Annotated in this window: 23 protein-coding genes; 17 read left to right on the top strand and 6 right to left on the bottom strand. The window is 67.1% G+C overall.

The window, feature by feature from the left end:
• Positions 1-53: 53 nt before the first annotated feature.
• The 6 genes from AC1DQR_RS17960 (at position 54) to AC1DQR_RS17935 (ending at position 8,767) form a co-directional block, all read left to right on the top strand.
• Complete coding sequence (locus AC1DQR_RS17960) at positions 54-1,673, top strand: acyl-CoA carboxylase subunit beta (RefSeq protein WP_477133466.1); 1,620 nt, start codon at positions 54-56, stop codon at positions 1,671-1,673.
• Positions 1,674-1,719: 46 nt separating this feature from the next.
• On the top strand, positions 1,720-2,880 hold the full coding sequence (locus tag AC1DQR_RS17955) for an acyl-CoA dehydrogenase family protein (protein ID WP_477133465.1): 1,161 nt from the start codon (positions 1,720-1,722) through the stop codon (positions 2,878-2,880).
• Positions 2,881-2,926: 46 nt separating this feature from the next.
• The gene (locus AC1DQR_RS17950; RefSeq protein ID WP_477133464.1) at positions 2,927-3,820 is read left to right on the top strand and encodes an enoyl-CoA hydratase/isomerase family protein; all 894 of its coding nucleotides are present in this window, start codon (positions 2,927-2,929) and stop codon (positions 3,818-3,820) included.
• Between the two features lie 44 nt (positions 3,821-3,864).
• Entirely contained in the window at positions 3,865-5,883 is a 2,019-nt protein-coding gene (locus AC1DQR_RS17945) for an acetyl/propionyl/methylcrotonyl-CoA carboxylase subunit alpha (RefSeq protein ID WP_477133463.1), read from the top strand.
• On the top strand, positions 5,880-7,682 hold the full coding sequence (locus tag AC1DQR_RS17940; RefSeq protein WP_416050521.1) for an acyclic terpene utilization AtuA family protein: 1,803 nt from the start codon (positions 5,880-5,882) through the stop codon (positions 7,680-7,682). Before AC1DQR_RS17945 ends, AC1DQR_RS17940 begins: the two co-directional genes overlap by 4 nt.
• 80 nt (positions 7,683-7,762) lie before the next feature.
• A complete protein-coding gene (locus tag AC1DQR_RS17935) occupies positions 7,763-8,767 on the top strand; it encodes a tripartite tricarboxylate transporter substrate binding protein (RefSeq protein ID WP_416050520.1) in 1,005 nt (334 codons plus the stop codon).
• Positions 8,768-8,811: 44 nt separating this feature from the next.
• On the opposite strand, the gene AC1DQR_RS17930 is transcribed toward AC1DQR_RS17935, so the two are convergent.
• The 3 genes from AC1DQR_RS17930 to AC1DQR_RS17920 all read right to left on the bottom strand — a co-directional run bounded on the left by AC1DQR_RS17930 (position 8,812) and on the right by AC1DQR_RS17920 (position 12,174).
• Positions 8,812-10,200 (bottom strand): tripartite tricarboxylate transporter permease, encoded by a 1,389-nt coding sequence (locus AC1DQR_RS17930; protein ID WP_477133462.1) that lies wholly within the window; start codon positions 10,198-10,200, stop codon positions 8,812-8,814.
• Positions 10,201-10,239: 39 nt separating this feature from the next.
• The gene (locus AC1DQR_RS17925) at positions 10,240-10,749 is read right to left on the bottom strand and encodes a hypothetical protein (RefSeq protein ID WP_416050519.1); all 510 of its coding nucleotides are present in this window, start codon (positions 10,747-10,749) and stop codon (positions 10,240-10,242) included.
• Positions 10,750-10,887: 138 nt separating this feature from the next.
• Positions 10,888-12,174, bottom strand: a complete 1,287-nt coding sequence (locus tag AC1DQR_RS17920) for a hydroxymethylglutaryl-CoA reductase, degradative (protein WP_416050518.1) — start codon at positions 12,172-12,174, stop codon at positions 10,888-10,890.
• Between the two features lie 111 nt (positions 12,175-12,285).
• Here AC1DQR_RS17920 and AC1DQR_RS17915 point away from each other — a divergent pair, with 111 nt between their 5' ends.
• Together AC1DQR_RS17915 and AC1DQR_RS17910 are read left to right on the top strand one after the other, a co-directional pair.
• A complete protein-coding gene (locus AC1DQR_RS17915; protein WP_309403879.1) occupies positions 12,286-13,677 on the top strand; it encodes an aminotransferase-like domain-containing protein in 1,392 nt (463 codons plus the stop codon).
• Positions 13,678-13,920: 243 nt separating this feature from the next.
• Positions 13,921-14,574, top strand: coding sequence for a peroxiredoxin (locus tag AC1DQR_RS17910; RefSeq protein ID WP_006158821.1), 654 nt, complete (start codon positions 13,921-13,923; stop codon positions 14,572-14,574).
• Between the two features lie 126 nt (positions 14,575-14,700).
• Here the strand turns inward: AC1DQR_RS17910 and AC1DQR_RS17905 are convergent, their stop codons facing one another.
• From AC1DQR_RS17905 to AC1DQR_RS17895, 3 genes are all read right to left on the bottom strand, one after another.
• The gene (locus AC1DQR_RS17905) at positions 14,701-14,985 is read right to left on the bottom strand and encodes a hypothetical protein (RefSeq protein WP_416050517.1); all 285 of its coding nucleotides are present in this window, start codon (positions 14,983-14,985) and stop codon (positions 14,701-14,703) included.
• A gap of 121 nt (positions 14,986-15,106) precedes the next feature.
• Positions 15,107-16,324: a CaiB/BaiF CoA transferase family protein gene (locus tag AC1DQR_RS17900; protein WP_416050516.1), complete on the bottom strand. Its 1,218-nt coding sequence runs from the start codon at positions 16,322-16,324 to the stop codon at positions 15,107-15,109.
• 81 nt (positions 16,325-16,405) lie between these two features.
• On the bottom strand, positions 16,406-17,386 hold the full coding sequence (locus AC1DQR_RS17895; RefSeq protein WP_416050515.1) for a patatin-like phospholipase family protein: 981 nt from the start codon (positions 17,384-17,386) through the stop codon (positions 16,406-16,408).
• 174 nt (positions 17,387-17,560) lie between these two features.
• Between AC1DQR_RS17895 and poxR the strand changes: the two genes are divergently transcribed.
• The 9 genes from poxR (at position 17,561) to AC1DQR_RS17850 (ending at position 26,289) form a co-directional block, all read left to right on the top strand.
• On the top strand, positions 17,561-19,237 hold the full coding sequence (poxR, locus tag AC1DQR_RS17890) for a phenol degradation transcriptional regulator PoxR (RefSeq protein ID WP_477133461.1): 1,677 nt from the start codon (positions 17,561-17,563) through the stop codon (positions 19,235-19,237).
• A 1,079-nt stretch (positions 19,238-20,316) separates the two neighbouring features.
• Positions 20,317-20,535, top strand: coding sequence for a phenol hydroxylase subunit (locus tag AC1DQR_RS17885; RefSeq protein ID WP_150987093.1), 219 nt, complete (start codon positions 20,317-20,319; stop codon positions 20,533-20,535).
• Between the two features lie 88 nt (positions 20,536-20,623).
• Positions 20,624-21,619, top strand: a complete 996-nt coding sequence (locus AC1DQR_RS17880) for an aromatic/alkene monooxygenase hydroxylase subunit beta (RefSeq protein WP_309403875.1) — start codon at positions 20,624-20,626, stop codon at positions 21,617-21,619.
• Positions 21,620-21,629: 10 nt separating this feature from the next.
• Positions 21,630-21,902: an MmoB/DmpM family protein gene (locus tag AC1DQR_RS17875; protein ID WP_006158557.1), complete on the top strand. Its 273-nt coding sequence runs from the start codon at positions 21,630-21,632 to the stop codon at positions 21,900-21,902.
• A gap of 40 nt (positions 21,903-21,942) precedes the next feature.
• Positions 21,943-23,457 carry an aromatic/alkene/methane monooxygenase hydroxylase/oxygenase subunit alpha gene (locus AC1DQR_RS17870; RefSeq protein WP_150987097.1) on the top strand — a complete coding sequence of 505 codons (1,515 nt, stop codon included), beginning with the start codon at positions 21,943-21,945 and terminating at the stop codon, positions 23,455-23,457.
• A 32-nt stretch (positions 23,458-23,489) separates the two neighbouring features.
• Positions 23,490-23,849: a phenol hydroxylase subunit P4 gene (locus AC1DQR_RS17865; RefSeq protein ID WP_477133460.1), complete on the top strand. Its 360-nt coding sequence runs from the start codon at positions 23,490-23,492 to the stop codon at positions 23,847-23,849.
• A gap of 28 nt (positions 23,850-23,877) precedes the next feature.
• Positions 23,878-24,945: a 2Fe-2S iron-sulfur cluster-binding protein gene (locus tag AC1DQR_RS17860; RefSeq protein ID WP_477133459.1), complete on the top strand. Its 1,068-nt coding sequence runs from the start codon at positions 23,878-23,880 to the stop codon at positions 24,943-24,945.
• 13 nt (positions 24,946-24,958) lie between these two features.
• Positions 24,959-25,306, top strand: coding sequence for a 2Fe-2S iron-sulfur cluster binding domain-containing protein (locus tag AC1DQR_RS17855; RefSeq protein ID WP_416053216.1), 348 nt, complete (start codon positions 24,959-24,961; stop codon positions 25,304-25,306).
• A 50-nt stretch (positions 25,307-25,356) separates the two neighbouring features.
• Positions 25,357-26,289, top strand: coding sequence for a catechol 2,3-dioxygenase (locus tag AC1DQR_RS17850; RefSeq protein WP_174423991.1), 933 nt, complete (start codon positions 25,357-25,359; stop codon positions 26,287-26,289).
• Positions 26,290-26,306 lie beyond the last annotated feature (17 nt).

Below are 26,306 nucleotides of genomic sequence, written 5' to 3'. Positions count from 1 at the left end.
TGCCACCGCGGGTGGTTTGGAATCGATGCATTCCTTGTCCAATGCCCAGCGCCATGCTTCCCATCGAGTCCCGGATCGATCCCGCCAGTCCCGCCTTTGCCAGCCAGCGCGCTGGCATGCAAGCCCTGATCGAGCGGCTGCGCGCGCTGGAGCAGCGCGCCGTTGCTGCTTCCGAACGTGCCCGCCCGTCCTTCGCCAGGCGCGGTGCGTTGCTGCCGCGCGAGCGCCTGGCGCGCTTGCTGGATCCCGCTACCGCCTTCTTGCCGATCGCCAACCTGGCGGGCTACGGCATGGATGATCCCGATCACGACACCTCCATCCCCGGCGGCTCGCTGGTGGCCGGCATCGGCTTTGTCCACGGCGTGCGCGCGATGGTGGTAGCGACCGATTCCGGCATCGATGCCGGCGCCATGACCGAGGGCGGCAACCTCAAGCTGATGCGCTGCCAGGAGATCGCCCTGGAAAACCGCCTGCCGTTCATCCACCTGGTGGAGTCGGCCGGCGCCAACCTGCGCAAGTACCGCGTGGACAAGTTCGTGCGCGGCGGCGGCATCTTCTACAACCTGGCGCGCTTGTCCGCTGCTGGGCTGCCGGTGATCACAGTGGTGCACGGCTCGTCCACCGCAGGTGGGGCTTATATGCCGGGCTTGTCCGACTACGTGGTGATGGTGCGCGGCCGCGCCCGTGCCTTCCTGGCCGGGCCGCCGCTGCTCAAGGCCGCCACCGGTGAGATCGCCACCGATGAGGAGCTTGGCGGTGCCGACCTGCACGCCACCGTCAGCGGCCTGGCGGAATTCCTGGCCGAGGACGACGAGCATGCCATCGCGCTGGCGCGCGACGTGGTGGCCAGCCTGGACTGGCCGGTCGTGGCGCCGCGGCTGCCCCAGCCGGCGCAGCCGCCGCGGCTGGACGCGGGCGAGCTCGATGGCGTGATGACGCTGGATGTGAAGAAGCCCGTGGACATGCTGGAGATCATCGGCCGCCTCACCGACGATTCCGCGTGGCTTGCGTTCAAGCCGGACTATGGCACGGCCACCGTCTGCGGCCGTGGCCGCATCGAGGGCCATGCCGTGGGCTTTATCAGCAATAACGGCCCGATCGACCCGTCGGGCGCGACCAAGGCCGCGCAGTTTATCCAGGCCTGCAACCAGAGCGGCACGCCCATCGTGTTCCTGCAGAACACCACCGGCTTTATCGTTGGCCGCGCTTCGGAAGAAGCCGGCATGATCAAGCATGGCGCCAAGATGATCCAGGCACTGTCGAACTCCACGGTGCCGCAGGTGACGATCTACTGCGGCGCATCGTTTGGCGCGGGCAACTTTGGCATGTGCGGCCGGGGCTTTCGCCCGCGCTTTTGCTTCTCGTGGCCCAACGCGCGCACCGCGGTGATGGGCGGCGAGCAGGCCGCCATGACGCTGGAGATCGTGGCGCGCCAGCAGGCTGAGCGCAAGGGCGTGGCGGTGGACGAAGCGCGCCTGGCGCAGCAGACCGGCGAGATCGTCGCCAACTTCGAGCGCCAGGCCAGCGCCTTCGTCACCAGCGGGCTGTTGCTGGACGACGGCGTGATCGACCCGCGCGACACCCGCGCCGTGCTGGCCTTCGTGCTGGCTACCGCCCGCGAGGCCGAAGCGCGCACGCCGCGCGCCATGCAATTTGGCGTGGCGCGGTTCTGATCGCCGCGCCGCGAACACACGGACAAGAAAACCGGAGACCCCCCACATGCTATACACCGAAGACCATCGCAACATCATGGACAGCATCCGCCGCTTTGTGTCGGCCGAGATCGATCCGCATGTCGACGAGTGGGAAGCCGCGGAGATCTTCCCCGCGCACGCGTTGTTCAAGCAGATGGGCGAGCTCGGCTTCCTTGGCATCACCAAGCCGGTGGAGTACGGCGGCCTTGGCCTCGACTTCTCCTACGCGGTGGCGGCTGCCGAGGCCCTGGGCTATGTGCATGCGCAAGGCATCGGCATGGCGGTGGGCGTGCAGACCGACATGGCTACGCCGGCGCTGACGGCCTTCGGCTCCGATGCGCTCAAGCGCGAGTTCCTGGCGCCGGCCATCGCCGGCGAGGCGGTGGCGGCGATCGGCGTGTCGGAGGCCGGTGCCGGCTCCGATGTGGCATCGCTCAAGACCCGCGCGCGCCGCGATGGCGACGACTACGTGATCAGCGGCTCCAAGATGTGGATCACCAACGGCACCCAGGCCGACTGGATCTGCCTGTTGTGCAATACCTCCGATGGCCCGGTGCACAAGAACAAGTCGCTGATCATCGTGCCGCTCAAGCAAGGCGGCAAGCGTACCCCCGGCGTCGAGGTGCAGAAGATCAAGAAGTTCGGCATGTGGTGCTCGGACACCGCGCAGATCTTCTTTGACGAAGTGCGGGTGCCGGCGCGCAACCGCATCGGCGAAGAGGGCATGGGCTTTATCTACCAGATGAAGCAGTTCCAGGAAGAACGCCTGAACGGCGCGGCGCGCCGGCTTGCCTGCAACGCGCTGATCGAGGAAACCGCCGACTACCTGCGCCAGCGCATCGCCTTTGGCAAGCCCTTGCTGGACAACCAGTTCATCCAGTTCAAGCTGGCCGAACTCAAGACCGAGATGGAAGCCCTGCGCGCGCTGGTCTACATGGCGACCAGGACCTACATCGACGGCGGCGACGTGGTGGAGCTGGCGTCCATGGCCAAGCTCAAGGCCGGGCGGCTGTCGCGCGAGGTGGCCGACTGGTGCATGCAGTTCCAGGGCGGCATGGGCTACACGTGGGACAACCATGCCTCGCGCGCGTACCGCGATTTCCGGCTCGGCTCCATCGGCGGCGGCGCCGACGAGGTGATGCTGACCGTGATCGCCAAGCAGATGGGGCTGATGGCAAAAGGCTGACCGCCCGCCATCGCCTGCTGTTCCAAGTCTTCTCATCTCTCCAGCCATGACCAACGCAGCCTATACCGATGCCGGCAATTTCGCCAATCGCGCCAATTTCGCCAATGACGCCCACGCCGTGATCGTGCGTGACGCCCAGGGCGTGCTGTTCGTCACCCTCAACGTGCCCGCCACGCGCAACGCGCTCGCGCCTGAAATGGTCGCCGCGCTGGCGCGCGCCGTGGCGCGCGCCGAGACCGACACCACGGTGCGCGCGCTGGTGTTGCGCGGCGCCGGCGGCGTCTTCTGCGCGGGCGGCAACGTCGGTAATTTCAAGGCGAGGCTGGACGCGGGCGATGCGCCGCAGGATCCGGTGGCGAGCCGCAACCGCGAGTTCGGCTACTTCATGCAGCGCCTGGCCGCGCTCCCCGTGCCCGTGGTGGCGGCGGTGGAGGGCGCGGCCATGGGCGGCGGCATGGGACTGAGCTGCGCCGCCGATATCGTGCTGGCCACGCGCGACGCGCGCTTTGCCTTGTCGGAAACATCGCTGGGCATCATTGCCGCGCAGATCGCGCCCTTCGTGGTGGCGCGCATTGGCGCGGCGGCCACGCGGCGACTCGGCTTGTCTGGCGAGCGCGTCAACGGCGACACGGCGGTGGCGCTGGGGCTGGCCGATGCGCTGGCCGAGGACAGCGCCGCCCTCGATGCATTGCTGGCCGAGTGGCTCACGCGCATCTGCCGCTGCGGGCCGCAAGCCAACCGCGCCTTCAAGCCGCTGGTGGCGCGCACCGGACAGGTTGCGCAGGGCGCCTTGCTGGACGAAGCCTCGCACCTGTTCGCCCAATGCATGCGCAGCGAAGGCGCCGAGGGCATCCAGGCTTTCCGCGACAAGCGCGATGCCGCGTGGGTGGTGCGCTTTGACGCCGCCGCCGTGCGCGCGGCGCAGGCCACGCAGGGCTGAACGCACCCAAACCAATCCAGATACTCCGCATCCCGAGGCGCCTCATGTCCGCTACCAGCCGACCCTTTCACACCTTGCTCGTCGCCAATCGCGGCGAGATCGCCATGCGCATCATGCGCACGGCGCGCCGCCTTGGCCTTGCCACCGTGGCGGTCTACTCCGAGGCCGATCGCCATGGCCCGCACGTGGCGTACGCCGACCGGGCGGTGCGCATCGGCGACGCCGCGCCGCGCGCGTCCTACCTGAACATCGCCGCCATCATCGAGGCGGCGCGCCGCAGCGGCGCGGATGCGGTGCATCCCGGCTACGGCTTCCTGGCGGAGAACGCGGAGTTCGCCGACGCGGTGGCGCAGGCGGGCCTGGTCTTCGTCGGCCCGCCCGCCACCGCCATCCGCGCCATGGGCAACAAGGCCGAGGCCAAGCGCCTGATGCTGGCCGCGGACATGCCTTGCATTCCCGGCTACCAGGGCGAGGCGCAGGATGATGCCGCGCTGCTGCAGGCCGCCGCGCCCATCGGCTTTCCGCTGATGGTGAAGGCCGCGGCCGGCGGCGGCGGACGTGGCATGCGCCTGGTGCACGACGCGCATGCCTTGCCCGGCGCGCTGGCAAGCGCGCGTTCCGAGGCCATGGCCGCCTTCGGCTCCGGCCAGTTGATCCTGGAGCGCGCGGTGATCGCGCCGCGCCACGTGGAGATCCAGGTCTTTGCCGATACGCAGGGCCATGTGATCCACCTGGGCGAGCGCGACTGCTCGGTGCAGCGCCGCCATCAGAAGGTGGTCGAGGAGGCGCCGTCCCCGGCGGTATCGCCCGCGCTGCGCGCCCGCATGGGCGGCGCGGCGGTGCGCGCCGCGCAGGCCATTGGCTACGTGGGCGCGGGCACCATGGAGTTCCTGCTCGATGGCGACGGCAATTTCTACTTCATGGAGATGAACACGCGCCTGCAGGTGGAGCACGCCGTGACCGAAGCCATCACCGGTTTTGACCTGGTCGAATGGCAGCTGCGTGTGGCAGCGGGCGAGCCGCTGCCGGTCACGCAGGAGCAGGTCGCGCTGCGCGGCCACGCCATCGAGGTGCGGCTGACCGCCGAGGACGTGGCCGCCGGCTTCCTGCCGCAAGGCGGCCCGGTGCTGCGCTGGCGCGCGCCGGGCGCGGGGCACGATGTGCGGGTGGATCATGCGCTGCAGGAGGGCGGGGAGATTCCGGTTCACTACGATTCGATGGTGGCCAAGCTGGTGGCCCATGGCGCCACCCGCGAGGAAGCACGCCGCAAGCTGCTGCGCGCGGTGGAGCAGACGGTGCTGCTGGGCGTGGCCAGCAACCAGGGCTTTCTTGCCAATTGCCTGGCGCACGAGGCCTTTGCGGGCAACCAGGTGCATACGGGATTCGTCGACACGCATATGCAGGCGGCACTGCGCGCAACGCGGCCAGCGGTGGCGCAGGTGGCCTGCGCGGCGCTGGCAGCAGCCGGGCTGCTGGCGGCATCGGCGCGCCCCGCACTGGTGGCGCCGGGTTGCAGCCTTGGCTTGCAGGCGGGAGAGCAGCAGTGGCGCGTGGATCTGCGTGCCGTCGCGCAAGGCTGGGAGGTGGCGGTGCGCGAGGGCGAGGGCGAGGGTGAGGGTGAGGGCGATGGCACGTCCGCCGAGATCGTCCGCGCCCGCGTGCTGCGCGCCGACGAGGAGCAAGGCAGCGCGCTGGTGGAGTGCAACGGCATGGCGTTGCCGCTGGTGTTCGCCACCGAGGGCGATGCCGTGCATCTGTTCAGCGCGGGCCGCGCATGGCGCTTCGCACGCCTGGACCCGCGCCAGAAAAAGCGCAAGCCCGGCGACGCCGAGCGCGCTGGCGAGCTGCTGGCGCCGCTGACTGCGCGCATCGTGGCCGTGAAGGCGGCGGCGGGCGAGGCGGTGCAGGCGGGCCAGGTGCTGGTGGTGCTGGAGGCCATGAAGATGGAGCACGCCATCGTCGCGCCGTTCGACGGCGTGATCGCGCAGCTGCATGCCCGGGAGGGCGGGCAGGCGCGCGCGGGTAGTTTGCTGGTGAAGGTGGACGCAGGTGCGCAAGCATGAACACCACAAACGGCACACCCAATACGGCACGCACCGTGCGCATAGGCGGCGCTTCCGGCTTCTGGGGCGATTCCGCCATCGCCACGCCGCAACTGCTGGCCGTTCCGGGCCTGCAATACCTGGTCTACGACTACCTGGCCGAGACCACCATGTCGATCCTGGCGCGCGCCCGCGCCAAGGACCCCGCGCTGGGCTACGCCACGGACTTCGTGCAGGCCGCGATGGCACCGCACCTCGGCCAGATCCTGGCGCGCGGCATCCGCGTGATTGCCAATGCCGGCGGCCTCAACCCCCAGGCCTGCCGCGACGCGGTGATGGCCGCCGCCGCGCGGCAAGGGCTGGCGCCCAAGGTGGCGGTGGTCAGCGGCGACGATGTATTGCCCGCCTTCGAGGGCTGGCGCGCCGCGGGCCTGACCGATCTCCATACCGGCGCCACGCCGCCTGCCGAGCTGATGTCCGCCAACGCCTACACCGGCGCGCAAGGCATCGCCCGCGCGCTGGCGATGGGCGCCGATATCGTCATCACGGGCCGCTGCGTGGACAGCGCGGTGGTGGTCGGCGCGCTCGCGCACGAGTTCGGCTGGCAATGGCACGACTGGGACCGGCTCGCCGCCGGCACGCTGGCTGGTCACGTGATCGAGTGCGGCGCGCAGGCCACCGGCGGGTTGTTCACCGACTGGCAGCGTGTGCCCGACTGGGACCGCATCGGCTACCCGGTGATCGACTGCGCGCAGGACGGCAGCTTCGTGCTCTCCAAGCCCGAGGGCACCGGCGGCCTGGTCGATCCCGCGGCCGTGGCGGAGCAGGTCTTGTACGAGGTGGGCGACCCCGGCAACTACCTGATGCCTGACGTCACTTGCGACTTCCGCATGGTGCGCACGGCGTTGCTGGCCCCCGGGCAGGTGCGCGTGCACGGCGCCCGTGGCCGCGCCCCTGGCGCGAGCTACAAGGCCAACGGCACCTGGCAGGACGGCTACCAGCTCAGCCTGATGATGGCGATCCGCGGCATCGACGCACCCGCCAGGGCCCGCCGCACCGCCGACGCGCTGCTGGCGCGCACCCGCGCCATGCTGGCCGCCGACGGCTTGGCGGACTACAGCGGCACCGTGGTGGAACTGCTCGGTTGCGAGTCGCAATATGGCCCGCATGCCCGCGTGCTGCCCACTCGCGAGGTGGTGCTGCGCATCGGCGCGCGCCATGCGCAGGCCAAGGCGCTGCGCTTCCTGCAGCGTGAAGGCTCGTCGGCGGGCACCTCGATGGCCGCCGGTACCCGCTCATCCTTTGCCGGCCGCGTCGATATCCAGCCGGTGGTCAAGGTGTTCTCTTTCCTGGTGCCGAAGGCGGAAGTACGGATGCAGGTCGCGCTGGACGGCCAGACGCAGGCGCTTGCCTGCGCCGCCGTCGTGGGCGAGCTGACGGCGCCGGCCTCGCTGGCGGCTGCGCCAGCGCCCGCCATTCCCGGCGGGCCGCGCGTCACCGTGCCGCTGGTCACGCTGGCCTATGCGCGCAGCGGCGACAAGGGCGACGACGAGAACATCGGCGTGATCGCCCGCCAGCCAGCGTACCTGCCGCTGCTGCGCGAGCAGCTCACCCCGGCCGCGGTGCGCGGGTATTTTTCGCATCTGGTCGAAGGCGAGGTGGAATGCTTCGAGGTGCCGGGCTTGCACGCCCTTAACTTCCTGCTGCACCGCGCGCTGGGCGGCGGGGGCGTGGCCAGCCTGCGCTCTGACCCGCTCGGCAAGAGCTACGCGCAAATGCTGCTCGATTTTCCGCTCACGGTGCCGCAAGGCTGGGCGTAGACCCGGCGGCTGCCATTCCATGGCATCGGCCGCCAGGCAAGCACGGCGGACCGAAGCCATCCCGACCTGATGGAGCAGACATGAACATAACCAAGCAACCGATGCGCCCCCGTGGCCCGTGGATGAACGCATGCCTGCTGGCCGCCGCGCTGGCTTGCGGCCTGAGCGCCACGGCGCGCGCCGAGGCGCCGTATCCGTCAAAGCCCGTGCGCGTGGTGGTGCCCTACACCCCGGGCGGCGTGTCAGACGCCGTGACGCGGCTGGTCATGCAAAAGCTGGCCGAGCGCCTGGGCCAGCCCGTGGTGGTGGAGAACCGCCCTGGCGCCAACGGCATGATCGGCTCTGACAATGTGGCCAAGTCCGCGCCCGACGGCTACTCGCTGCTGGTGGTGGTGGCCGCGCATGCCATCAACCCCAGCCTCTACCCCAAAATGAGCTACGACCCGGTCAAGGACCTCACGGGCGTCAGCCAGATCGGGCGCATCCCGCTGCTGCTGGTGTCCAGCGCCCAGTTGCCGCCCGGCAGCGTGAAGGCGCTGGTGGCCTGGGGCAAGGCCAATCCCGACAAGATGACCTACGCCTCCAGCGGCAACGGCTCCGGCGCGCATCTGGCCGGCGAGCTGTTCTCGCAAGCGGTCGGCATCAAGATGACCCACGTGCCCTACAAGGGCGTGTCGCCGGCGCTGCCGGACCTGTTCTCCGGGCAGGTGGCGATGATCTTCGATTCCGTGCAGACCATGATGCCGCAGGTGAAAGCCGGCAAGCTCAAGGCGCTGGCGATCACCAGCGCCACGCGCTGGCCGGCCGCGCCCGACGTGCCGACCATGGCCGAGGCGGGCTATCCGGCGGTGACGGCCAGCAGCTGGATCGGCCTGATCGCGCCCGCCAGGACGCCAAGGCCGGTGCTGGCAAAGCTCTCGGTCGAGATGGATGCGGTGCTGCACCAGCCGGAGGTGAAGGCGCGCCTGATCGAGTACGGGATCGACCCGGTGGGCGGGACGCCCGACCAGTTCCAGGCATTCATCAAGGAAGAGGCCGGGCGGTGGGGCGAGGTGGTGAAGAAGGGCGGCATCCACGTCGAATGAAGGGGCGGCAGAGGCCGCCGCCTTGGCCCTTTGGTCCTTCAGGGCTAGCCGATCAGCTTGAGCAGCGCGGGCACTGTCAGCACGGCGGTGTAGTAGCCCATGAACTGCACGCCGGTATTGAAGCCGATCGCCCTGGAGAGCAGCCCGCCCAGCAAGCCCATGGTCAGGATGACCAGCAGGCCAAGGAGCTGGCCTTCCCAGACGCTGATGACCAGGATCAGGCCGACGAAGGTGGCGATGATGGCTTCATGCGACACCTTGCGCGACACGAACAGGGCGGCGCTGCGCGCGTAGTTCATGGCAAACGGGTAGGACACCAGCGCGGCTAGCAGCACGGCCAGCAGCCCGTAGCCGAGAAACTCCCAGTGGTTCAGCAGGTTGTGCAGGTTGTGGGTCTGGCCGGCGCCGGCGTCCACGGTGTAGACGGGCGGCGCGTTGAACAGCGGCGCGGCGGGGCCGGCGGCAACCGGGCTGAGCGGCAAGCCGAAGGCGATGAGCGGGATCAGGGCCTCGGCAATATAGGTGGCTTCCGTGATGCCATTGCGTGCGCTGAGCACGGTGGTGAGGCGGTGATAAGCGTGCTTGACCCGTGCCCCCACGATCTCGCCGAGGACCACGGTCATGGCGACCGGGCTGAACACGAACGTCGCGCTCGACACGGTGGCGGTGGCCACGGTCCATTTCACCTGGCTGCGATCTAGCACCTTGAACGGATTGGGGAAGTACCCCGACCAGCCTTTGACGTCAGGCGCCAGCGCGAACGTGCGCACGCGGTCCCGCTGCATGCGTGGGCGATCCACAGGGGAGATGGCGGAGAAGAGATCCGCAATGAGCGGGCCGATGGCAATGCCCAGGAAGTAGCTGATGCTCAGCTTGACGCCGAACTTCGCCGTCAGCGTCTGCAACGCCACGATGACCACGACAAAGGGCACCAGCGTGGCCACCGAAGCCCACCTGCCGGCAGAGCTGTAGGCGATGATCACGGCGGCCACCACGAAGATCCACGGCGCGGCCTTGGTGATCGCCGAGCCGAATGGCGCGAGCAGGATGGCGAAGAGTACCGCCAGCGGCACGGCGATAAATGCCGCGATGAGGGCGCCCGAGATCATCTTGCGCAGCGCGATATGCGGCACGCCCAGGTTGCGCAGGTGGTTGGCGTCCTGCAGCAGCGGCGTGGCCATCGTGTCGCCGGGGATGCCGAGCAGCGCGGTCGGGATGGCGTGGGTCATGTGCTTGGCGACGGCGCCGGCGAGGAAGAACGTGAAGACCCCCTCGGGCGGCACGCCCAGCAACACCACCAGCAGCGTCAGCGGCGCCAGCGTGGTGGTTTCATCGGTGCCGGAGATCAGGCCGATCGCCGCAAAGACGACGGCGCCGGCCAGCCCCATGCCGGCGGCAATGAGGATGTGGGTAAGCAGTGCAGATTCGATCATGATGAGCCTTCGATATCCTGGATATCCGTGGGCCGGCGTTCAAGCCAGGTTGGACCGGGGACTGACGGGCGTGGAGGGCGTGACGGGCGTGGAGAGCGCCACGTCCTGCGCCGGCTGCGGCGCGCCGTTGCGGCGCTCGCGCGCTGCGAAGAGCTCGAAGAGTTGCAGTTCCTTGAGCTCCTGCACCACGGATGCGGGAAGGTCCGCGATGGCGCCGAGCCCGCCGCCTTCCTCCGCGAGCTTGTCCAGCACTTGCTCGCGCCAGGTCGGATCGGCGGCCTCGCCTTCGATCACTTCACGCTTGGGCCGGAACAGGCAGGCGCAGATGAGGCCCGCGAGCAGGCAGCCTGCCAGGCCGGCCAGCATGGCGTAGGCACGCGCCAGCTCCGGTGTCTTGACCAGCCCGTTGAGCACGCGGCTGGCGAGCAGGAATCCCGTCAGGCTGACCACGGCCCCGATGGTGATGGACCACGCCAGGTGCCGGGTATCCGCGGTGTCTCCCCAAACCTCGACGAGACGCCGCGCCGAGGGCGCTTGCTGTGTGTTCATTTACATGTCTCCGGATGTGGCTGGCATCCCGGTGCGCACTTGCGTGCTTGCGCGCGTCGATGCCAGCTCTGGTTCTTGTCGTTCGCCGCGGCTGTGCCGCATGTTCCTGCTTACCTGCTTACCTGCTTACCTGCCTGCCTACCTGCTCCTGAGCGCTGCCAGCAACGCTACCGCCCGGTCGGTGCGCACGTCTTTCTCCTCGGCCATGCGCTTTGCAATGCGGTCGACCTCGTCGCCGGTGGCGCCGGCCACCAGCGCGATATTGCGCGCATGCAGCGCCATGTGGCCGCGCTGGATGCCTTCGGTAGCCAGCGCCCGCAGCGCGCCAAGATTCTGCGCCAGGCCCACCGCGACCGCGGTCTCGCCGAGTTCCTGGGCGGATTTGACGTCGAGGATCTTCAGCGCCAGGCGTGCCAGCGGATGCGTCTTGGTGGCGCCCCCGACGAGACCCACCGGCATCGGCATTTCGATGGTGCCGACCAGGGCGCCGCTGGTGTCTTTCTCCCAGTGCGTCAGGGACGTATAGCGGCCGCCGCGGCAGGCGTAGGCATGGGCGCCGGCCTCGACCGCACGCCAGTCATTGCCGGTCGCCACGATCACGGGGTCGATGCCATTCATGATTCCCTTGTTGTGCGTGGCGGCCCGGTAGGGATCGATGGCGGCAAAGGTATACGCGTCGATCACGCCCTCGATGATCTCGGCGCCGCTGCGCTCCTGGGTGGCGAGCACCGCCGGCGTCAGCCGCACGCGGGCACGTGCCAGCCGCAGGTCGGCCAGGTTGGAGAGGATGCGCAGCCGCACGGAGCCGCCGGTGATGTTCTCCACAAGCGGCGAAACGGCTTCGGCCATGGTGTTTACCGTGTTGGCGCCCATGGCATCGCGCACATCCACGATCAGGTGGATCACGACCATGGCGCCGCGCGGCGTATCGGGGAAGACGTGGACCTCGATGTCCTTGCAGCCGCCGCCAAGGCCAATCAGCACCTTGTCGCGGCTGTTTGCCACGTCCAGGATCGCCGCTCGCTGCTTCAGCAAGGCCTGCCGGGCGCCGTAAGGGTCCGTGACGCCCAGGACCTGCACCTGCGCGCGCATCAGCGGGCCTGTGCTGGAAGTCTCGAAGCCGCCGCATTCGCGCGCCAGCTTGGCCATGAACGAGGCCGCGGCCACCACCGACGGCTCTTCCACCACCATCGGCACCAGCACATCCCGGCCATTGACCTGGAAATTGCCCGCGACGCCAAACGGCAGCTCAAACGTGCCGATCACATTCTCGATCATGCCGTTGGCGAGTTCGACACTCAGGGCGCCGGGCTCGGCCAGGAGACGGATGTCGTCCGCCGACAAGGCGGCGGCATCGCCTACGTAGGCCAGGCGCTGGGCAGGCGTCATGGCGCGAAAATTGGGCAGGCGGGAATCGGTCACCATCGGTGTCTCCGTGAGTGGGTTTGGAATGGAGACAGTTTAGGTACACTGTACCAGCATAAAAAGGTACAGTTGGGCAGGACAGTTTGATCCAGCCTTCCGGAGCACAAGCCGATGACGAACCCCAGATCCCCCTCGATTGCCACCGTGCTGGCCGATGCCATCGAGCGGCAGATTGTCGAAGGCGCTTACCGCACCGGCGACAAGCTGCCCTCGCTCAGGGAGCTGGCGCAACTGCACGGGTACAGCAAGAACACGGTCGTCGCCGCGTTCGAGATCCTGGTGGGGCGCGCGCTGGTGGAACCCCGGCGCGGCGCGGGCTACTTCGTGCTCGCGCGGCCGGCCAAAGCGCCGCGGGACGAAGATGCCGGCTCGCTGCGGCGCGCGATGGACATCGTCTGGCTGATGCGCGAGCAGTTGAAGAGCAGCCCGGACGTACTGGCGGTGGGCGATGGGTTTCCGCCGGTGGCGTGGCTAGCGGAAGCGCGCCTGGACAAGTACCACCACAAGGTGGTGCGCACCGGCCTGGGCGCCTTGTTCCGCTACGGCAACCGCTTCGGCTACGGGCCTCTGCGCGATCACCTGGTGCGCAAGCTGGGCGACCTTGGCATCGGCGCCGATCCCCGGCAGATCGTGCTGACGCATGGCGCCAACGATGCCATCGACCTGGTGATACGGTATTTCCTGCCGGCCGGCGCGACGGTCCTGGTCGACGATCCCGGCTATTACCCGCTGTTCGGCAAGCTCAAGCTGGCTGGCGTCAGGATTGTCGGCGTGCCGCGCCTTGCCGATGGGCCTGACCTGGAGGCGCTGGAGCAGTTGCTGATCCAGGAACGGCCGCGCTTGTTCTTCACCCAGTCCGTCGCGCACAATCCCACCGGCTCGGACCTCTCCGCCGCCAAGGCCTACCGCGTGCTGCAGCTGGCGCAGAAGTTCGACCTGCTGCTGGTGGAAAACGATGCGCTGGCGGATTTCAAGCCCACCACGCTGCCCAGGCTCGCGGCGCTGGATCAGCTGGAGCGGACCATCTATATCGGCAGCTTCTCCAAGTCCGTCTCCGCCGCGTTGCGGGTGGGATTCATTGCCTGCGGCGCGGATCTGGCAAGCGATCTCGCCGATCTCAAGGCGCTGATCCACGTGAGCAGCTCGGAGTATTGCGAGCGCACCGTCGACGTGATCCTGAGCGAAGGGCACTACCAGCGCTACATCACCAAGCTGCGCTCCCGCCTGGCGGAGGCCACCGACAAGGCGCTGGCGCTGTTCGACCGGCTGGATGCGCGCATCTTCGCGCGGACCGGGCAGAGCTTGTACCTGTGGGGGGCGCTGCCGAACGTGGACGACTCGCTGGTGCTGGCGCAGAGGCTGCTGCCGCAGAAGGTCGTGATCGCCCCGGGCCGCGTCTTCCGCGTGGACTCCGAGGCGACATCGCCGTGGTCGCGCTTCAATGTGGGCGCGGTGCTGGATCCCAGGTTCGAGGCGGCTGTGCGCGGCGCGCTGGATCGTTAGCGCAATGCCGCAACGGAATATCCAGCTGGCGCAGGTGATTCACGAAGTACGCGAGATCGCTTGCCGCGCGTGCGGCGCACGGTACCGGAGGCGCGCTTGCATTACCTCCCGTATCCACCTTTGCGCAGCGTCACAGCCCACTATACTGAGCCTAGCGCGCCGAAAGTCACGGCAGCGTCAGGACGACAGCCGCTACCATGCCGGTCATTGTCTCGTCCCCACTTAAACCCATGGAGGTTGAACATGTCGATTCGCATCGGTGACGAAGCGCCCGATTTCACTGCTGATACCACGGAAGGGAAAATCAGTTTCCACGAATGGATTGGGGACAAATGGGCCATCCTGTTCTCCCATCCGAAGGACTTCACCCCGGTCTGTACCACGGAACTGGGCTATATGGCCCGGCTCAAGCCGGAATTCGACCGGCGCAACACCAAGATCATCGGCCTGAGCGTGGACCCGGTCGCGGACCACCAGAAGTGGGTCAAGGACATCGAGGAGACGCAGGGCCATGCCGTCAACTATCCCATGATCGGCGACGTCGACCTCACGGTCGCAAAGCTCTATGACATGATCCATCCGAACGCGAGTGGCGGGCCGCGCACTGCCGTTGACAATGCCACCGTGCGCTCGGTGTTCCTGATCGGGCCGGACAAGAAAGTCAAGGCGATGCTGGTCTATCCGATGAGCGCCGGCCGCAATTTTGACGAAGTGCTGCGGCTGCTGGATTCGCTGCAGCTGAATGCAAAACATACGGTAGCCACGCCGGTGAACTGGAAGCCGGGCGAAGACGTGATCATCCCCACCTCGGTCTCCGACGACGACGCCAAGAAGAAGTACCCGCAGGGTTTCAAGACGCTCAAGCCGTATTTGCGGGTGGTGTCGCAGCCGAAGTAAGGCATGCGTCGGATGGGCTCGCAGTGCGATGGTGGCGCCGGTCCTCCGGCTGGAGGACGGTGCGTATTGTCGTAAGCCCGGTTGTAAGCCCGGTCGCGAGCCCGGTCGCGAGCGCGCATGCGCTCGTCAGCCCGCGCCTGCCAGCGAAGCCCTCAGTTCATCGCGCTGCGTGAAACTCGGCGTGGCCAGCCAGCCGACGAAGTCGTCGTGCCAGTTCTCCCAGGCGTTTTCGTCGAAGTCGAAGGCCTCGTCCAGGTGCCCGCCGTCGCGCAGGTAGGTGCCGACGATCCGCGTGCCATCCCAGTACGCCGCCACCGCCACGTCGGCGAGGTCCGCCGTGGTCCCGACCGGGAGGTCGCGCAGCAACATGGACAAGTGTGCCTTGAACGATGTGAATTCGTTTGAGGTCATGGCTTGCTCCGCTGAGGGGAAGAGTATGTCCAGAGGATGTACCCGTTCCCGGGGCGCGTCAATTCCGGGCGTTGCGCGCCGCACGCAAGGCAGCCAGCCGAGCGGCCAACCGAATGGCCAACTACAGAATTCCCCGCTCCCTCAAGCCCGCGACGTCCTCGTCGCTCAAGCCCAGTTCCGCCCGCAGGGCCGCATCCGTGTGCTCGCCCAGCATCGGCGGGCAGCGCATCGCCACGGGCGTGGCCGAGAACCGCATCGGGCTGCGCAGGCTCGGCGCATTCACGCCGCGCCCGTGCGGCAGTTGCACCAGCAGGCCCCGATGCTTCACCTGCGCATCCTCGAACACTTCGTCGAGCTCGTTGATCGGGCCGCCCGGCACGCCGGCGCGTTCCAGCGACGCCAGCAGGTCCGCCGCGTTCCAGGTGGCCACTTGCTCGGCAATCGTCTCGCGCAGCGTATCGCGGTTGGCAACCCGATTGGCGTTCTGCACGTAACGCGGATCGGCGGCGAGCTCGGGCATGCCGAGCAGCTTGCACAGCGCGGCGAACTGGCCGTTGTTGCCGGAGGCAATGATCAGGTGGCCGTCGCGGCAGGCAAAGACCTCGGAGGGCGCCGCCACGGGGTTGCTGTTGCCGGCGCGCCGGGGCAGCTTGCCGGTCATCTGGTAGCCCAGCGCCAGGTGGCCATTGACGGCGACCGAGGCATCGAGCATGGCGGCGTCGATGTACTGGCCTTCGCCGGTGGCCTGGCGGTGGTAGAGCGCGCCCAGCAGGGAGACGGTGGCGTACAGGCCGGTGAGGATGTCGGTGATGGGGATGGCGGTGCGCATCGGCTCGCCGCCGGGGCTGCCGTCCGGCTGGCCGCAGGTGCTCATCAGGCCGGCCATGCCTTGCAGGATAAAGTCGTAGGCCGGGCGCGCTGCGTAGGGGCCATCGGGGCCGAAGCCGGTGACCGAGCAATAGATCACATCGGGGCGCACCGCGCGGATGGACTCGTAGTCCAGGCCGTATTTCTTCAGGCTGCCAGCCTTGTAGTTTTCCACCACCACGTCGCAGCGGGCGGCCAGCTGGCGTACCAGCTCGGCGCCCTCGGGCTGGGAGATATCGATGGTGAGCGACTGCTTGCCGCGGTTGCACGCCAGGTAGAAGGCGGAGTCGTTGGTGGCCGCGCCCTGCGCATCGTTCAGGAACGGGCCCATCTTGCGGGTGTCGTCGCCGTCGCCGGGCTTCTCGATCTTGTAGACGGTGGCACCCATGTCGGCCAGGTTTTGCGTGGCCCATGGGCCGGCTACCACCCGCGTCAGGTCGAGTACCTTGATGCCGTCGAGAATTGCGCTCATGTGCTTGCCACCCGGAGGATTGAGATCCCGCATCATTCGCCGGATCGGCCGGCCTTGCAATTCGCCAATGCCAAAGCCGGCTTACTGCGGGGCGGAAGCGTGCGTATGGCCGACGTGGGGGTGATGTGTAGGGTCGGACCCTTGTGCCGGTTGTGCCGGTTGTGCCGGGTGCGCCTGGTGCGGATCGAAGTCGCAGCTCGGATTGGCTTCATCATGCGAATGCGGGGACAGCGCGCCGGGGATGTGCCGGCTGCTGAGCCCGTCGGCGTTCAGCCAGGCCAGCGTGGCCGCGGCGGCGCGGTCGATCAGCGTGCCGCACTGGGTGTAGTCGTAGGGGGAGACGTCGAGCGGGCACAGTGGCGGGACGACCGAGATGTGCGCATGATCGGCCCAGCGCTCCAGGTCCTGCACCAACTGGCGCGCCACCAGCAGCGACAGCGCGTTGAAGGCATGGTCGATGGGGCCGCGCGGCTCGCGCCGCCGCGCGCAGGCAAAACCTGCCGGCAGCACGACCACGCGCGTGGCGCCCAGGCGGATGGCGGTGGATACCGGCGTGTTGTTGGCCACGCCGCCATCGATCAGTTGCCGCCCGCCCAGCGACACCGGCGGAAACACGCCGGGGATGGCCGCGCTTGCCAGCACCGACTGGACCAGGTTGCCGGAGGACAGCACCACCTCCGCGCCGGTGGCCATGTCGGTGGCCACCACGTACAGCGGCACCTCGGCACGCTCCATTGCCATATCGCCAAAGTGGCGCGACAGCAGGCGCTGCAGCGCGGCGGAGTCGACCAGGTGGGCGCGCTGCCCGCGCAGCATGCCAAACAGGCTGCGCCACGACCACGGCATCACCTCGGCCCGGCGCAAGCCGCGCCAGAGCGTCTCGAGCTGGCTGGTGCCGGCCACATGCGGGTTGCAGGCGTAGTAGGCGCCGTTGATGGCGCCGGCCGAGGCGCCGATCACCATGTCGGGCTTGACGCCCCACGCCACCAGCTCGCGCAGCATGCCGGCCTCGATGGCGCCGAGGCTGCCGCCGCCTGCAAAGACAAATGCGGTTTTTTCCATGGGCTGTGGTGCAGTGCATTAAAGCGGGGATCGCTGTCAAGGAAAGGATAGGCGACATTGCGGCGGCATGACAGGCGCACGTGGGGCCGGCGGGCGCGGATGGCACATAATGTGCATGCAGTGCTAGGAAAAGCACGCGCGCCGAGGGTGTCCTGGCCGCCAAGAGAGGAGACAATGAGCAGTTCAACCGACAAGTTTTCGGCCACCATGCGCGACGGCCTGGCCCATCTCGCACGGCGCCTGCGCTTTGCCATGGAGGAGGGCTCCATCTGGCTGGACGAGCAGCGCATGATCCTGATTCATACAGCGGCGCTGGGCGCCTTGCGCAAGGAGTTGGTAGATACCCTAGGCATGGAGCGCGCGCGCGGCTTGTTCATGCGCATGGGCTTTCATTCCGGCATGCGCGACGCGGAGCTGGCCAAGAAGCTGCGCCCGGGCGACAGCGACTTTGGCCTGCTCGAGATCGGGCCCTGCCTGCACACCATCGAAGGCGTGGTGCGGGTGACGCCGGTCAAGGTGGACATCGACATCGCCGCAGGCATCTACGACGGCGAATTCCTGTGGGAGGACTCCTTCGAAGGCGACGTGCACCGGCAGTTGTTCGGCATCGTCGACGCGCCTGCCTGCTGGATGCAGATCGGCTACGCCACCGGCTACACCTCGGCCCTGATGGGCCGCACCATCCTCTACCGCGAGGTCGAGTGCATTGCCTGCGGCTTTGATCACTGCCGCATCGTCGGCAAGCCGCTGGAGGCGTGGGAGGACGGCGCCGAAGTGCTGGCGCTTTACCAGCCCGACCCGGTGATCGAGACCATCCTGGAATTGCAAAGCGAGGTCGAGCACCTGCGCGCCTTGCAGCGCAGCACCGACAAGCCAGCCGACCTGGTGGGCAGCTCGCCCGAGTTCCGCGCTGCATGGGGCCTGCTGCAGCGCGCTGCCGGGAGCAGTGTCACCGTGCTGCTGCTGGGCGAGACCGGTGTTGGCAAGGAGCGCTTTGCGCAAGCGTTGCACGGCGTGAGCGCCCGGGCCGACAAGCCCTTCATCGCGGTCAATTGCGCCGCGATTCCCGATGAGCTGATCGAGGCCGAACTGTTCGGCGTGGAGAAGGGCGCCTTCACGGGCGCGCACCAGTCGCGCCCGGGCCGCTTCGAGCGGGCGCATGGGGGCACCCTGTTCCTGGATGAGCTGGGCGAGCTGTCGGCGTCGGCGCAGTCCAAGCTGCTGCGCGTGCTGCAGGAGGGCGAGGTAGAGCGCGTGGGCGGCACCGAGCCGCGCAAGGTCGACGTGCGGCTGGTGGCGGCCACCAACGTGGACCTGGCCGAGGCCGTGAAGCAGGGCACCTTCCGCAAGGACTTGTATTACCGGCTCAACGTCTACCCCGTCACCATTCCGCCGCTGCGCGAGCGGCTCGACGATATCCGCCTGCTGGTGGAGCGCTTCGTGGCCCGCTACGGCGCGCGCCACAGCAAGAAGATCGTCGGCATCACCGACCGCGCGCTGGCCGAGCTGCGCCGCTACGACTGGCCTGGCAATGTGCGTGAACTGGAGAACGTGATCGAGCGCGGCGTGATCCTGGCCAGCAATGGCGGGCAGATATCAGCGGACCACCTGTTCCTGCCGACGAGCGCGCCGCCCGGCATGGACACCGCGCCGCGCCTTGGCGTCAAGGGCACCTTGCCCGAACTGCGGGAGGCCGCAGTGCATGGCTTGCTCGATCATATGGCCGAGCAGCAGCTCGCGCTGGGCGATGTGGAGACGGTGCTGATGGAGGCGGCCATGCACCAAAAGCCATACGACATCCCCCTGCGGGGGCTGCCGGTCACTCTTCTTTGCGTCGGCAAAGAAGACTAACGAGAAGAAAGCCGACCCTGCCGGGGGCAGAGCAATCAGGCTTATGTGGGGCGGTGGTTTCGTCGTACGGCCCGGAGTGCTGGCTGGCGGATCCTACCGGCTCAAAGGTCATCGTAACTGCATGACCCAATGGTCACGTGGTGGAGCCCCTGATCGCTTTGCCCGGTGAGCGTTCGACCATCTGCCGTTACCGGCACGAAGCGCCGCGACACATCGCCCGTCAATGGTTTCGTGGTGGGGCGGGCGCGGTGGTGAAGGTCTCGGGCTAATCAAGGCGGCCACCGCGCCCACGACGGAACCGGTGCGCTCGCAACTTCGTGGCCGGTCACTGCGCGAGCGACAGACGGCTAGAAGCAAGCGATGTCCGCTACCGGGGGGCTCACCACGTATCCCGGAGGCTGGCAGATTCGTGGCCGGTCAAACCGGTACCGGCAGATGCGAGCAGAACCGCTGGCCCTACGACGAAACCAGCACCCCTAGCACCCGCGATTGCTCTGCTCCCGGCAGGGTCGGCTTTCTTCTCGTTAGTCTTCTTTGCCGACGCAAAGAAGAGTGACCGGCAGCCCCCGCAGGGGGATGTCGTATGGCTTTTGGGTGCAAGAGCCATCGCCACTCAAAGAAACAGCGACCAACCCCAAAGGCCGATGTCGTACGCACTTGGGTGCAATAACCAACGCCGCCTAAACAACAAGCGCCACCCACCCCCAATGACCCATTTAATCATTTGATCCATCCACCAATCCCCACCCCAATCAAGTAACCACCCCGCTTGTTGCGCCGCATGCGCCCGCAATCCCTTCCCCCTCCTACCTCTAACCTCCTTCCTTGTTGCGACGCCGCAGCCTTGCGAAGTCACACCTGCCTCCCCGCAAACCGCCACCCAGCGCGGCTTTTCATCATTTGATCAAATTCCACCATCCACTTGATCAATTGATTGAGCCTCGGCGCACGCGCAGTTCCGGGTAAACGCGAAACCCAGCGCGGCCCGAATCCCGACGCGCCTTGTGGCGCCGTCGTTTGCGCCAGCTGGCACGCTCTTCGCAATAGAGGCCATACAGCCCACGTGAAGGAGCAGCGCCATGATCAACCAGTCGGTCCCCTTGTTTGAAGCCTCGCCCCGGTTTGTCCGCGTTGATGGCCGCACGCCCGAGGGCTTTGTGCAGTTCGCGTTCAGCGTGGCGGACCCCGAGCTCAATGTCGAGCTGATCATGCCCGAGCCGATGTTCGAGGCCTTCTGCAGCGTCAACCACGTGCGCTTCCTGCCGCCGGAGATCCCCGCGCCCGATCAGGACGACTGAGCACGGCCAGCCCCCACGCACCGGACCACCCACCGAACCACGCACAGAACCACCCACATAAAAACAGCAAGACCCAGGAGACCAAGCGATGCAAGTCGATATCAAGACCCAGCAGATCCAGCCGCTGCGCCAGACCTACGGCCATGTGGCGCGCCGCTTCGGCGACAAGCCCGCCTCGCGCTACCAGGAGGCCACCTACGATGTGCAGTCGGAAGTGAATTTTCACTACCGCCCGACCTGGGACTCGCAACACGAGATCTACGACAAGCGCCGCACCGCGATCGTGATGGCGGACTGGTACGCGCTCAAGGACCCGCGCCAGTACTTCTACGGCGCCTACGTGACGGCGCGCGGCCGCCAGCAGGACGCCACCGAGAAGAGCTTCGCCTTCGTGGAAAAGCGCGGCTTGCTGCAGGCGTTGCCCGCCGAATGGCAGGACCGCCTGGCCGACGGCCTGCTGCCGCTGCGCCATGTGGAGTGGGGCGCCAACATGAACAACTTCTATTGCGCCGACTATGGCTGGGGCACGGCCATCACCCAGGCCTGCACCTACTGCGCGATGGATCGCCTGGGCATTGCCCAGTACCTGTCGCGCATCGGCATGCTGCTCGACGGCAACACCGGTGTGGCGCTGGAGCGCGCCAAGGTGGCCTGGATGGAGAGCGCCGCGTGGCAGCCGATGCGCCGGCTGGTCGAGCGCAGCTTTGTGATCGAGGACTGGTTCGAGACCTTCGTCACCCAGAACCTTGTGCTCGACGGGCTGCTGTATCCGCTGGTGTACCAGCACGCCGACGCGGCCATCGTGCGCGCCTGCGGCACCGGGCTGGCGGTGCTGACCGAGTTCATGAACGACTGGCGCGAGGAGCACGCACGCTGGGTCGACGCGGTGATCCAGACCGCCGCGGCAGAGTCCGATGCCAATCGCATGCTGCTGTCCGGCTGGGCTCGCGCCGCACGCGCGCAGGTGGCTGAGGCGCTGGTGCCGGTGGCCGACACCTTGCTGGGCGAGGGCGGCGAGCAGGTGGTGGCGCTGTGCGTGGAGCAGTTCGACGTGCGTCTTAACAAGCTTGGCCTTGCCGCCTGAGGAAACCGCCATGACCGCCAACGTCTATATCGCGCTGCAGAGCAACGACGACACCCGTCCCATCATCGAGGCCATCACCGAGGCCAACCCGCACGCGGTGGTGTCGCAGTTTCCCGCCATGGTGAAGATCGACGCGCCGGGACACCTGACCATCCTGCGCGAACTGGTCTCCGACAAGCTCGGGCGCGACTGGGACCTGCAGGAGATTCACCTGAACCTGATTTCGCTGTCGGGAAACATCGACGAAGACGACGACGCCTTCACCCTGCACTGGAACGCCTGAATCGGCCCGCCCACCGCAAAGAAAAACGGAGACAGACAACATGGACGCACGCAAGAAGCTCAACCTGCGCGAGAAGTACGCCACGATGACGCGCGACCTCGGCTGGGAAACCACCTACGAGCCGATGGACAAGGTTTTTCCCTACGACAAGTACGAAGGCATCAAGATCCACGACTGGGATAAATGGGAAGACCCGTTCCGCATGACCATGGACGCCTACTGGAAATACCAGTCGGAAAAGGAGCGCAAGCTGTACGCGATCATCGATTCGTTCGTGCAGAACAACGGCCACCTCAACGTCTCGGACCCGCGCTACCTGAACGCGCTGCGCCTGTTCCTGACCGGCGTGACGCCGCTGGAGTACGCGGCGCACCGCGGCTACGCCCACCTCGGGCGGCACTTTCGCGGCGCCGGCGCGCGGGTGGCGGCGCAGATGCAGTCGATCGACGAGCTGCGCCACGCCCAGACCCAGATGCACACGCTGTCGGTCTACAACAAGTACTTCAACGGCTTCGGCGAATGGCAGCACATGCATGACCGGGTCTGGTACCTGTCCGTGCCCAAGTCCTATTTCGAAGACGCCATGAGCGCGGGCCCGTTCGAGTTCATCACCGCGATCTCGTTCTCCTTCGAGTATGTGCTGACCAACCTGCTGTTCATGCCCTTCATGTCGGGTGCGGCCTACAACGGCGACATGGCCACGGTGACCTTCGGCTTCTCGGCACAGTCCGACGAATCGCGCCATATGACGCTGGGCCTGGAAGTGGTGAAGTTCCTGTGCCAGCAGGACCCGGACAATATCCCCATCCTGCAGAAGTGGCTGGACAAATGGTTCTGGCGCGGCTTTCGCCTGCTCACGCTGGTCGGCATGATGATGGACTACATGCTGCCCAAGCGCGTGATGTCGTGGGCGGAAGCCTGGGAGATGTACTTCGAGCAGGCCGGCGGCGCGCTGTTCAAGGACCTGGAGCGCTACGGCCTGCGCATGCCCAAGTACCACGAGGTGGCCACCAAGACCAAGGACCGCATCACCCACGAGGCCTGGGGCACCTTCTACAACTACGCTGCCGCGGCCGGCTTCCATACCTGGGTGCCCAAGCAGGACGAAATGGCGTGGCTGACGGAGAAATATCCCGACACCTTCGCGCGCTACTACAAGCCGCGCCTCGATTACTGGCAGGAGCGCCAGCAGCAAGGGGAGCGCTTCTACAACGCCACGCTGCCGATGCTGTGCCAGACCTGCCAGATCCCGATGGTGTTCTCGGAGCCGGACGACCCCACCCAGACCTGCTACCGGGAGAGCAGCTACCACGGCATGCGGTTCCACTTCTGCTCGGACGGCTGCAAGGACATCTTCGATGGCGAGCCGCAGAAGTACGCGCAGGCCTGGTTGCCCGTGCACCAGATCTACCAGGGCAACTGCGGCGGTGGATCGCTGGACGACGTGCTCAAGTGGTACCGCATCAACCCTGGCGCGGACAACCTGGATTTCGAAGGTTCGCAGGATCAGAAGAACTGGAACGCCTGGAAAGGCGTGCCGGGCACGGCTGCCTGAGCAGCCGGCATACAAGAGATAAGGAGACCACCATGTCCGTCGTATCCATTGGCCCCTACGCGTTCGAGCCCGCCGACCGCGAAGCGGTGTTCCACGGCAACCGCCTGCTCTATATCGGCTGGGACCGCCATCTGCTGTTCTGTGCGCCGCATTGCCTTCCCTTGCCGCCGTCGATGCGCCTGCGCGATGTCGTGGAGAACGTGCTGCCGGGCGTCTACGGCTATCACCCCGACTTTGCCTGCATCGACTGGAGCCGCGTGGAGTGGCTGCGCGGCAGCGAGCCCTGGCAGCCAGACCTTGACCGCACGCTGGAAGAGAACGGCCTGGGCCACAAGGCGGTGATCCGGTTCCGCACACCGGGGCTGGATGGCATTGGCGGCAGTGGCAGCTAACAGTGGCAGCTAAGGTAGGAGACACAAGATGTATTCCCTGACCATTGAACCGATCGGGCAGACCATCCCCATCGCGCCGGGCCAGACCGTGCTGGATGCTTGCCTGCGCAACGGTGTGTGGCTGCCGCACGCTTGCTGCCACGGACTGTGCGCCACCTGCAAGGTGCAGGTGGTGGAGGGCGAGTTCGAGCATGGAGAGGCCTCCAGCTTCGCGCTGATGGACTTCGAGCGCGACAGCGGGCAGTGCCTGGCCTGCTGCGCCACCGCGCAGTCCGACATGGTGATCGAGGCCGATATCGAGGAAGACGCCGACTCGCTCGGACTGCCGCTGGCTGACTATCGTGCCGAGGTGGTGGAGGCCCGCGCGCTGACCCCCACCATCCGCGGTATCTGGCTGCGCGTGAAGGGGGGCGCTGCGGCTGCCTTCCAGGCCGGCCAGTACCTCAACCTGCGCGTGCCGGGCTGCGACCAGCCGCGCGCGTTCTCGCTGGCCAACCGTCCGGGCGACGACCTGGTGGAGCTGCATGTGCGGCGGGTGGAGGGCGGGCAGGCCACCGGCTACCTGCATGATCGGTTGTCGGTGGGCGACGAACTCGGTTTCTCCGCGCCTTACGGCCGCTTCTTCGTGCGCAAGTCAGCACAAAAGCCGATGCTGTTCCTGGCGGGCGGCTCGGGCTTGTCCAGCCCGCGGGCCATGATCCTGGACATGCTCGCCGCCGGCGAGACCCTGCCGATCACGCTGGTGCAGGGCGCGCGCAACCGCACGGAGCTGTACTACGACGAGGCGTTCCGTGCTCTGGCCGGCGCGCACCCCAACTTCCGCTATGTGCCCGCGCTCTCCGACGAACCGGCGGACAGTGGCTGGGATGGCGCGCGCGGCTATGTGCATGATGTCCTGCACGGCCTTTACGCCAATGGCGCTACCGCCGACTTCCGTGGCCACAAGGCCTATCTGTGCGGCCCGCCGCCGATGATCGAAGCTTGCATCCGCACGTTGATGCAGGGCCGGCTGTTCGAGGAGGACATCCACACCGAGAAGTTCGTCTCGGCCGGCGACGCACAGAACAGCGCGCGCAGCCCGCTGTTCAAGATCTGATGGAGGGCGGGGCATGCATACCGTCGAGATCGCGGGAAGCGGCCAGTGCTACCCCTGCGCGCCGGAGCAGAACCTGCTGCGCGCCATGGAAGCCCTGGGCAAGCGTGGCATTCCCGCAGGCTGCCGGGGCGGTGGCTGCGGGGTGTGCAAGGTGCGCATCGAGGCTGGCCGCTACCGCACCGGCAAGATGAGCCGCGCCTGCCTGTCGGAGGCGGAGGAGGTGAGTGGGTTTGTGCTTGCCTGCAAGGCCTTCCCCGACAGCGATATCCGCCTGCAGCCGGTGGCGTTGCTGCAGCGCTGCCTGGACAAGCAGCGGGCGCGGCAGGAGGCAGCGCAAGAATCGTTGAACAAGCAGCAATAAAAAGCAGCAATACAAGATGGACCAATAACCCCATCATCAAGGAGACAGTCATGGCATTGACAGGCGTATTGCGCCCGGGGCACGTGGCACTGCGCGTGCTGGAACTCGAACCGGCGCTAAAGCACTACACCGAGGTTCTCGGGCTGATCGAAACCGCGCGCGACGACAAGGGCCGCGTCTACCTGAAGGCCTGGGACGAGCACGATCACCACAGTGTGGTCCTGCGAGAGGCCGACAGCCCGGGCATGGACTACATGGGCTTTCGCGTGGATAGCGGCCGCACGCTGGAGCGGCTGGCGCAGGAGGTGGAGCAGTCCGGACTCGCTTCGGACTTCCAGTGGATTCCCGCCGGCGAGCATCCGCGCACCGGCGTGCGTTTTCGCTTCACCATTCCCACGGGACATGCCATCGAACTCTTTGCCGACAAGGACAAGCTGGGCTGCCTGACCGGCGACAGCAACCCCGACCCGTGGCCGGACGACCTGCGCGGCATGGCGCCCAGCCGCTTCGATCATTGCCTGCTGTACGGCGACGACCTGGATGGCACGGTCAAGCTGTTTCGCGACGTGCTTGGCTTCACGCTGGCCGAGGAGGTGGTCGCCGGCCCTGACAAGATGATGATCGGCGCCTTCCTGACGTGCTCCAACAAGGCGCATGACATCGCCTTCATCCGGCATGCGGAGAAGAACAAGTTCCATCACGCCTCGTTCAACCTGGACAACTGGGGCGAGGTGCTGAAGGCCGCCGACATTATTTCCAAGAAGGACGTGTCGCTCGATATCGGGCCGACGCGCCATGGCATTACACGCGGCGCGACGATCTATTTCTTCGATCCTTCGGGCAACCGGAACGAGGTCTTTTCTGGCGGCTATATCCACTATCCGGACAAGCCGACCATCACATGGACCGACAACGAACTGGGCAGGGCGATCTTCTATCACGACCGCAAGCTGAACGACGCGTTCCTGAATGTACTGACCTGATTCCCGGCGCGACGACA

Source organism: Cupriavidus sp. 05L411 (assembly GCF_056398045.1).
Note: the sequence above shows the minus strand (reverse complement) of the source record. Positions and strands in the feature narration are given on the sequence as shown.

Excerpts from the sequence above, each read along its gene's own strand:
- AC1DQR_RS17960 (WP_477133466.1), top strand. The coding sequence starts at position 54 with ATGCTTCCCATCGAGTCCCGGATCGATCCCGCCAGTCCCGCCTTTGCC.
- AC1DQR_RS17955 (WP_477133465.1), top strand. The coding sequence starts at position 1,720 with ATGCTATACACCGAAGACCATCGCAACATCATGGACAGCATCCGCCGC.
- AC1DQR_RS17950 (WP_477133464.1), top strand. The coding sequence starts at position 2,927 with ATGACCAACGCAGCCTATACCGATGCCGGCAATTTCGCCAATCGCGCC.
- AC1DQR_RS17945 (WP_477133463.1), top strand. The coding sequence starts at position 3,865 with ATGTCCGCTACCAGCCGACCCTTTCACACCTTGCTCGTCGCCAATCGC.
- AC1DQR_RS17940 (WP_416050521.1), top strand. The coding sequence starts at position 5,880 with ATGAACACCACAAACGGCACACCCAATACGGCACGCACCGTGCGCATA.
- AC1DQR_RS17935 (WP_416050520.1), top strand. The coding sequence starts at position 7,763 with ATGAACATAACCAAGCAACCGATGCGCCCCCGTGGCCCGTGGATGAAC.
- AC1DQR_RS17930 (WP_477133462.1), bottom strand. The coding sequence starts at position 10,200 with ATGATCGAATCTGCACTGCTTACCCACATCCTCATTGCCGCCGGCATG.
- AC1DQR_RS17925 (WP_416050519.1), bottom strand. The coding sequence starts at position 10,749 with ATGAACACACAGCAAGCGCCCTCGGCGCGGCGTCTCGTCGAGGTTTGG.
- AC1DQR_RS17920 (WP_416050518.1), bottom strand. The coding sequence starts at position 12,174 with ATGGTGACCGATTCCCGCCTGCCCAATTTTCGCGCCATGACGCCTGCC.
- AC1DQR_RS17915 (WP_309403879.1), top strand. The coding sequence starts at position 12,286 with ATGACGAACCCCAGATCCCCCTCGATTGCCACCGTGCTGGCCGATGCC.
- AC1DQR_RS17910 (WP_006158821.1), top strand. The coding sequence starts at position 13,921 with ATGTCGATTCGCATCGGTGACGAAGCGCCCGATTTCACTGCTGATACC.
- AC1DQR_RS17905 (WP_416050517.1), bottom strand. The coding sequence starts at position 14,985 with ATGACCTCAAACGAATTCACATCGTTCAAGGCACACTTGTCCATGTTG.
- AC1DQR_RS17900 (WP_416050516.1), bottom strand. The coding sequence starts at position 16,324 with ATGAGCGCAATTCTCGACGGCATCAAGGTACTCGACCTGACGCGGGTG.
- AC1DQR_RS17895 (WP_416050515.1), bottom strand. The coding sequence starts at position 17,386 with ATGGAAAAAACCGCATTTGTCTTTGCAGGCGGCGGCAGCCTCGGCGCC.
- poxR (WP_477133461.1), top strand. The coding sequence starts at position 17,561 with ATGAGCAGTTCAACCGACAAGTTTTCGGCCACCATGCGCGACGGCCTG.
- AC1DQR_RS17885 (WP_150987093.1), top strand. The coding sequence starts at position 20,317 with ATGATCAACCAGTCGGTCCCCTTGTTTGAAGCCTCGCCCCGGTTTGTC.
- AC1DQR_RS17880 (WP_309403875.1), top strand. The coding sequence starts at position 20,624 with ATGCAAGTCGATATCAAGACCCAGCAGATCCAGCCGCTGCGCCAGACC.
- AC1DQR_RS17875 (WP_006158557.1), top strand. The coding sequence starts at position 21,630 with ATGACCGCCAACGTCTATATCGCGCTGCAGAGCAACGACGACACCCGT.
- AC1DQR_RS17870 (WP_150987097.1), top strand. The coding sequence starts at position 21,943 with ATGGACGCACGCAAGAAGCTCAACCTGCGCGAGAAGTACGCCACGATG.
- AC1DQR_RS17865 (WP_477133460.1), top strand. The coding sequence starts at position 23,490 with ATGTCCGTCGTATCCATTGGCCCCTACGCGTTCGAGCCCGCCGACCGC.
- AC1DQR_RS17860 (WP_477133459.1), top strand. The coding sequence starts at position 23,878 with ATGTATTCCCTGACCATTGAACCGATCGGGCAGACCATCCCCATCGCG.
- AC1DQR_RS17855 (WP_416053216.1), top strand. The coding sequence starts at position 24,959 with ATGCATACCGTCGAGATCGCGGGAAGCGGCCAGTGCTACCCCTGCGCG.
- AC1DQR_RS17850 (WP_174423991.1), top strand. The coding sequence starts at position 25,357 with ATGGCATTGACAGGCGTATTGCGCCCGGGGCACGTGGCACTGCGCGTG.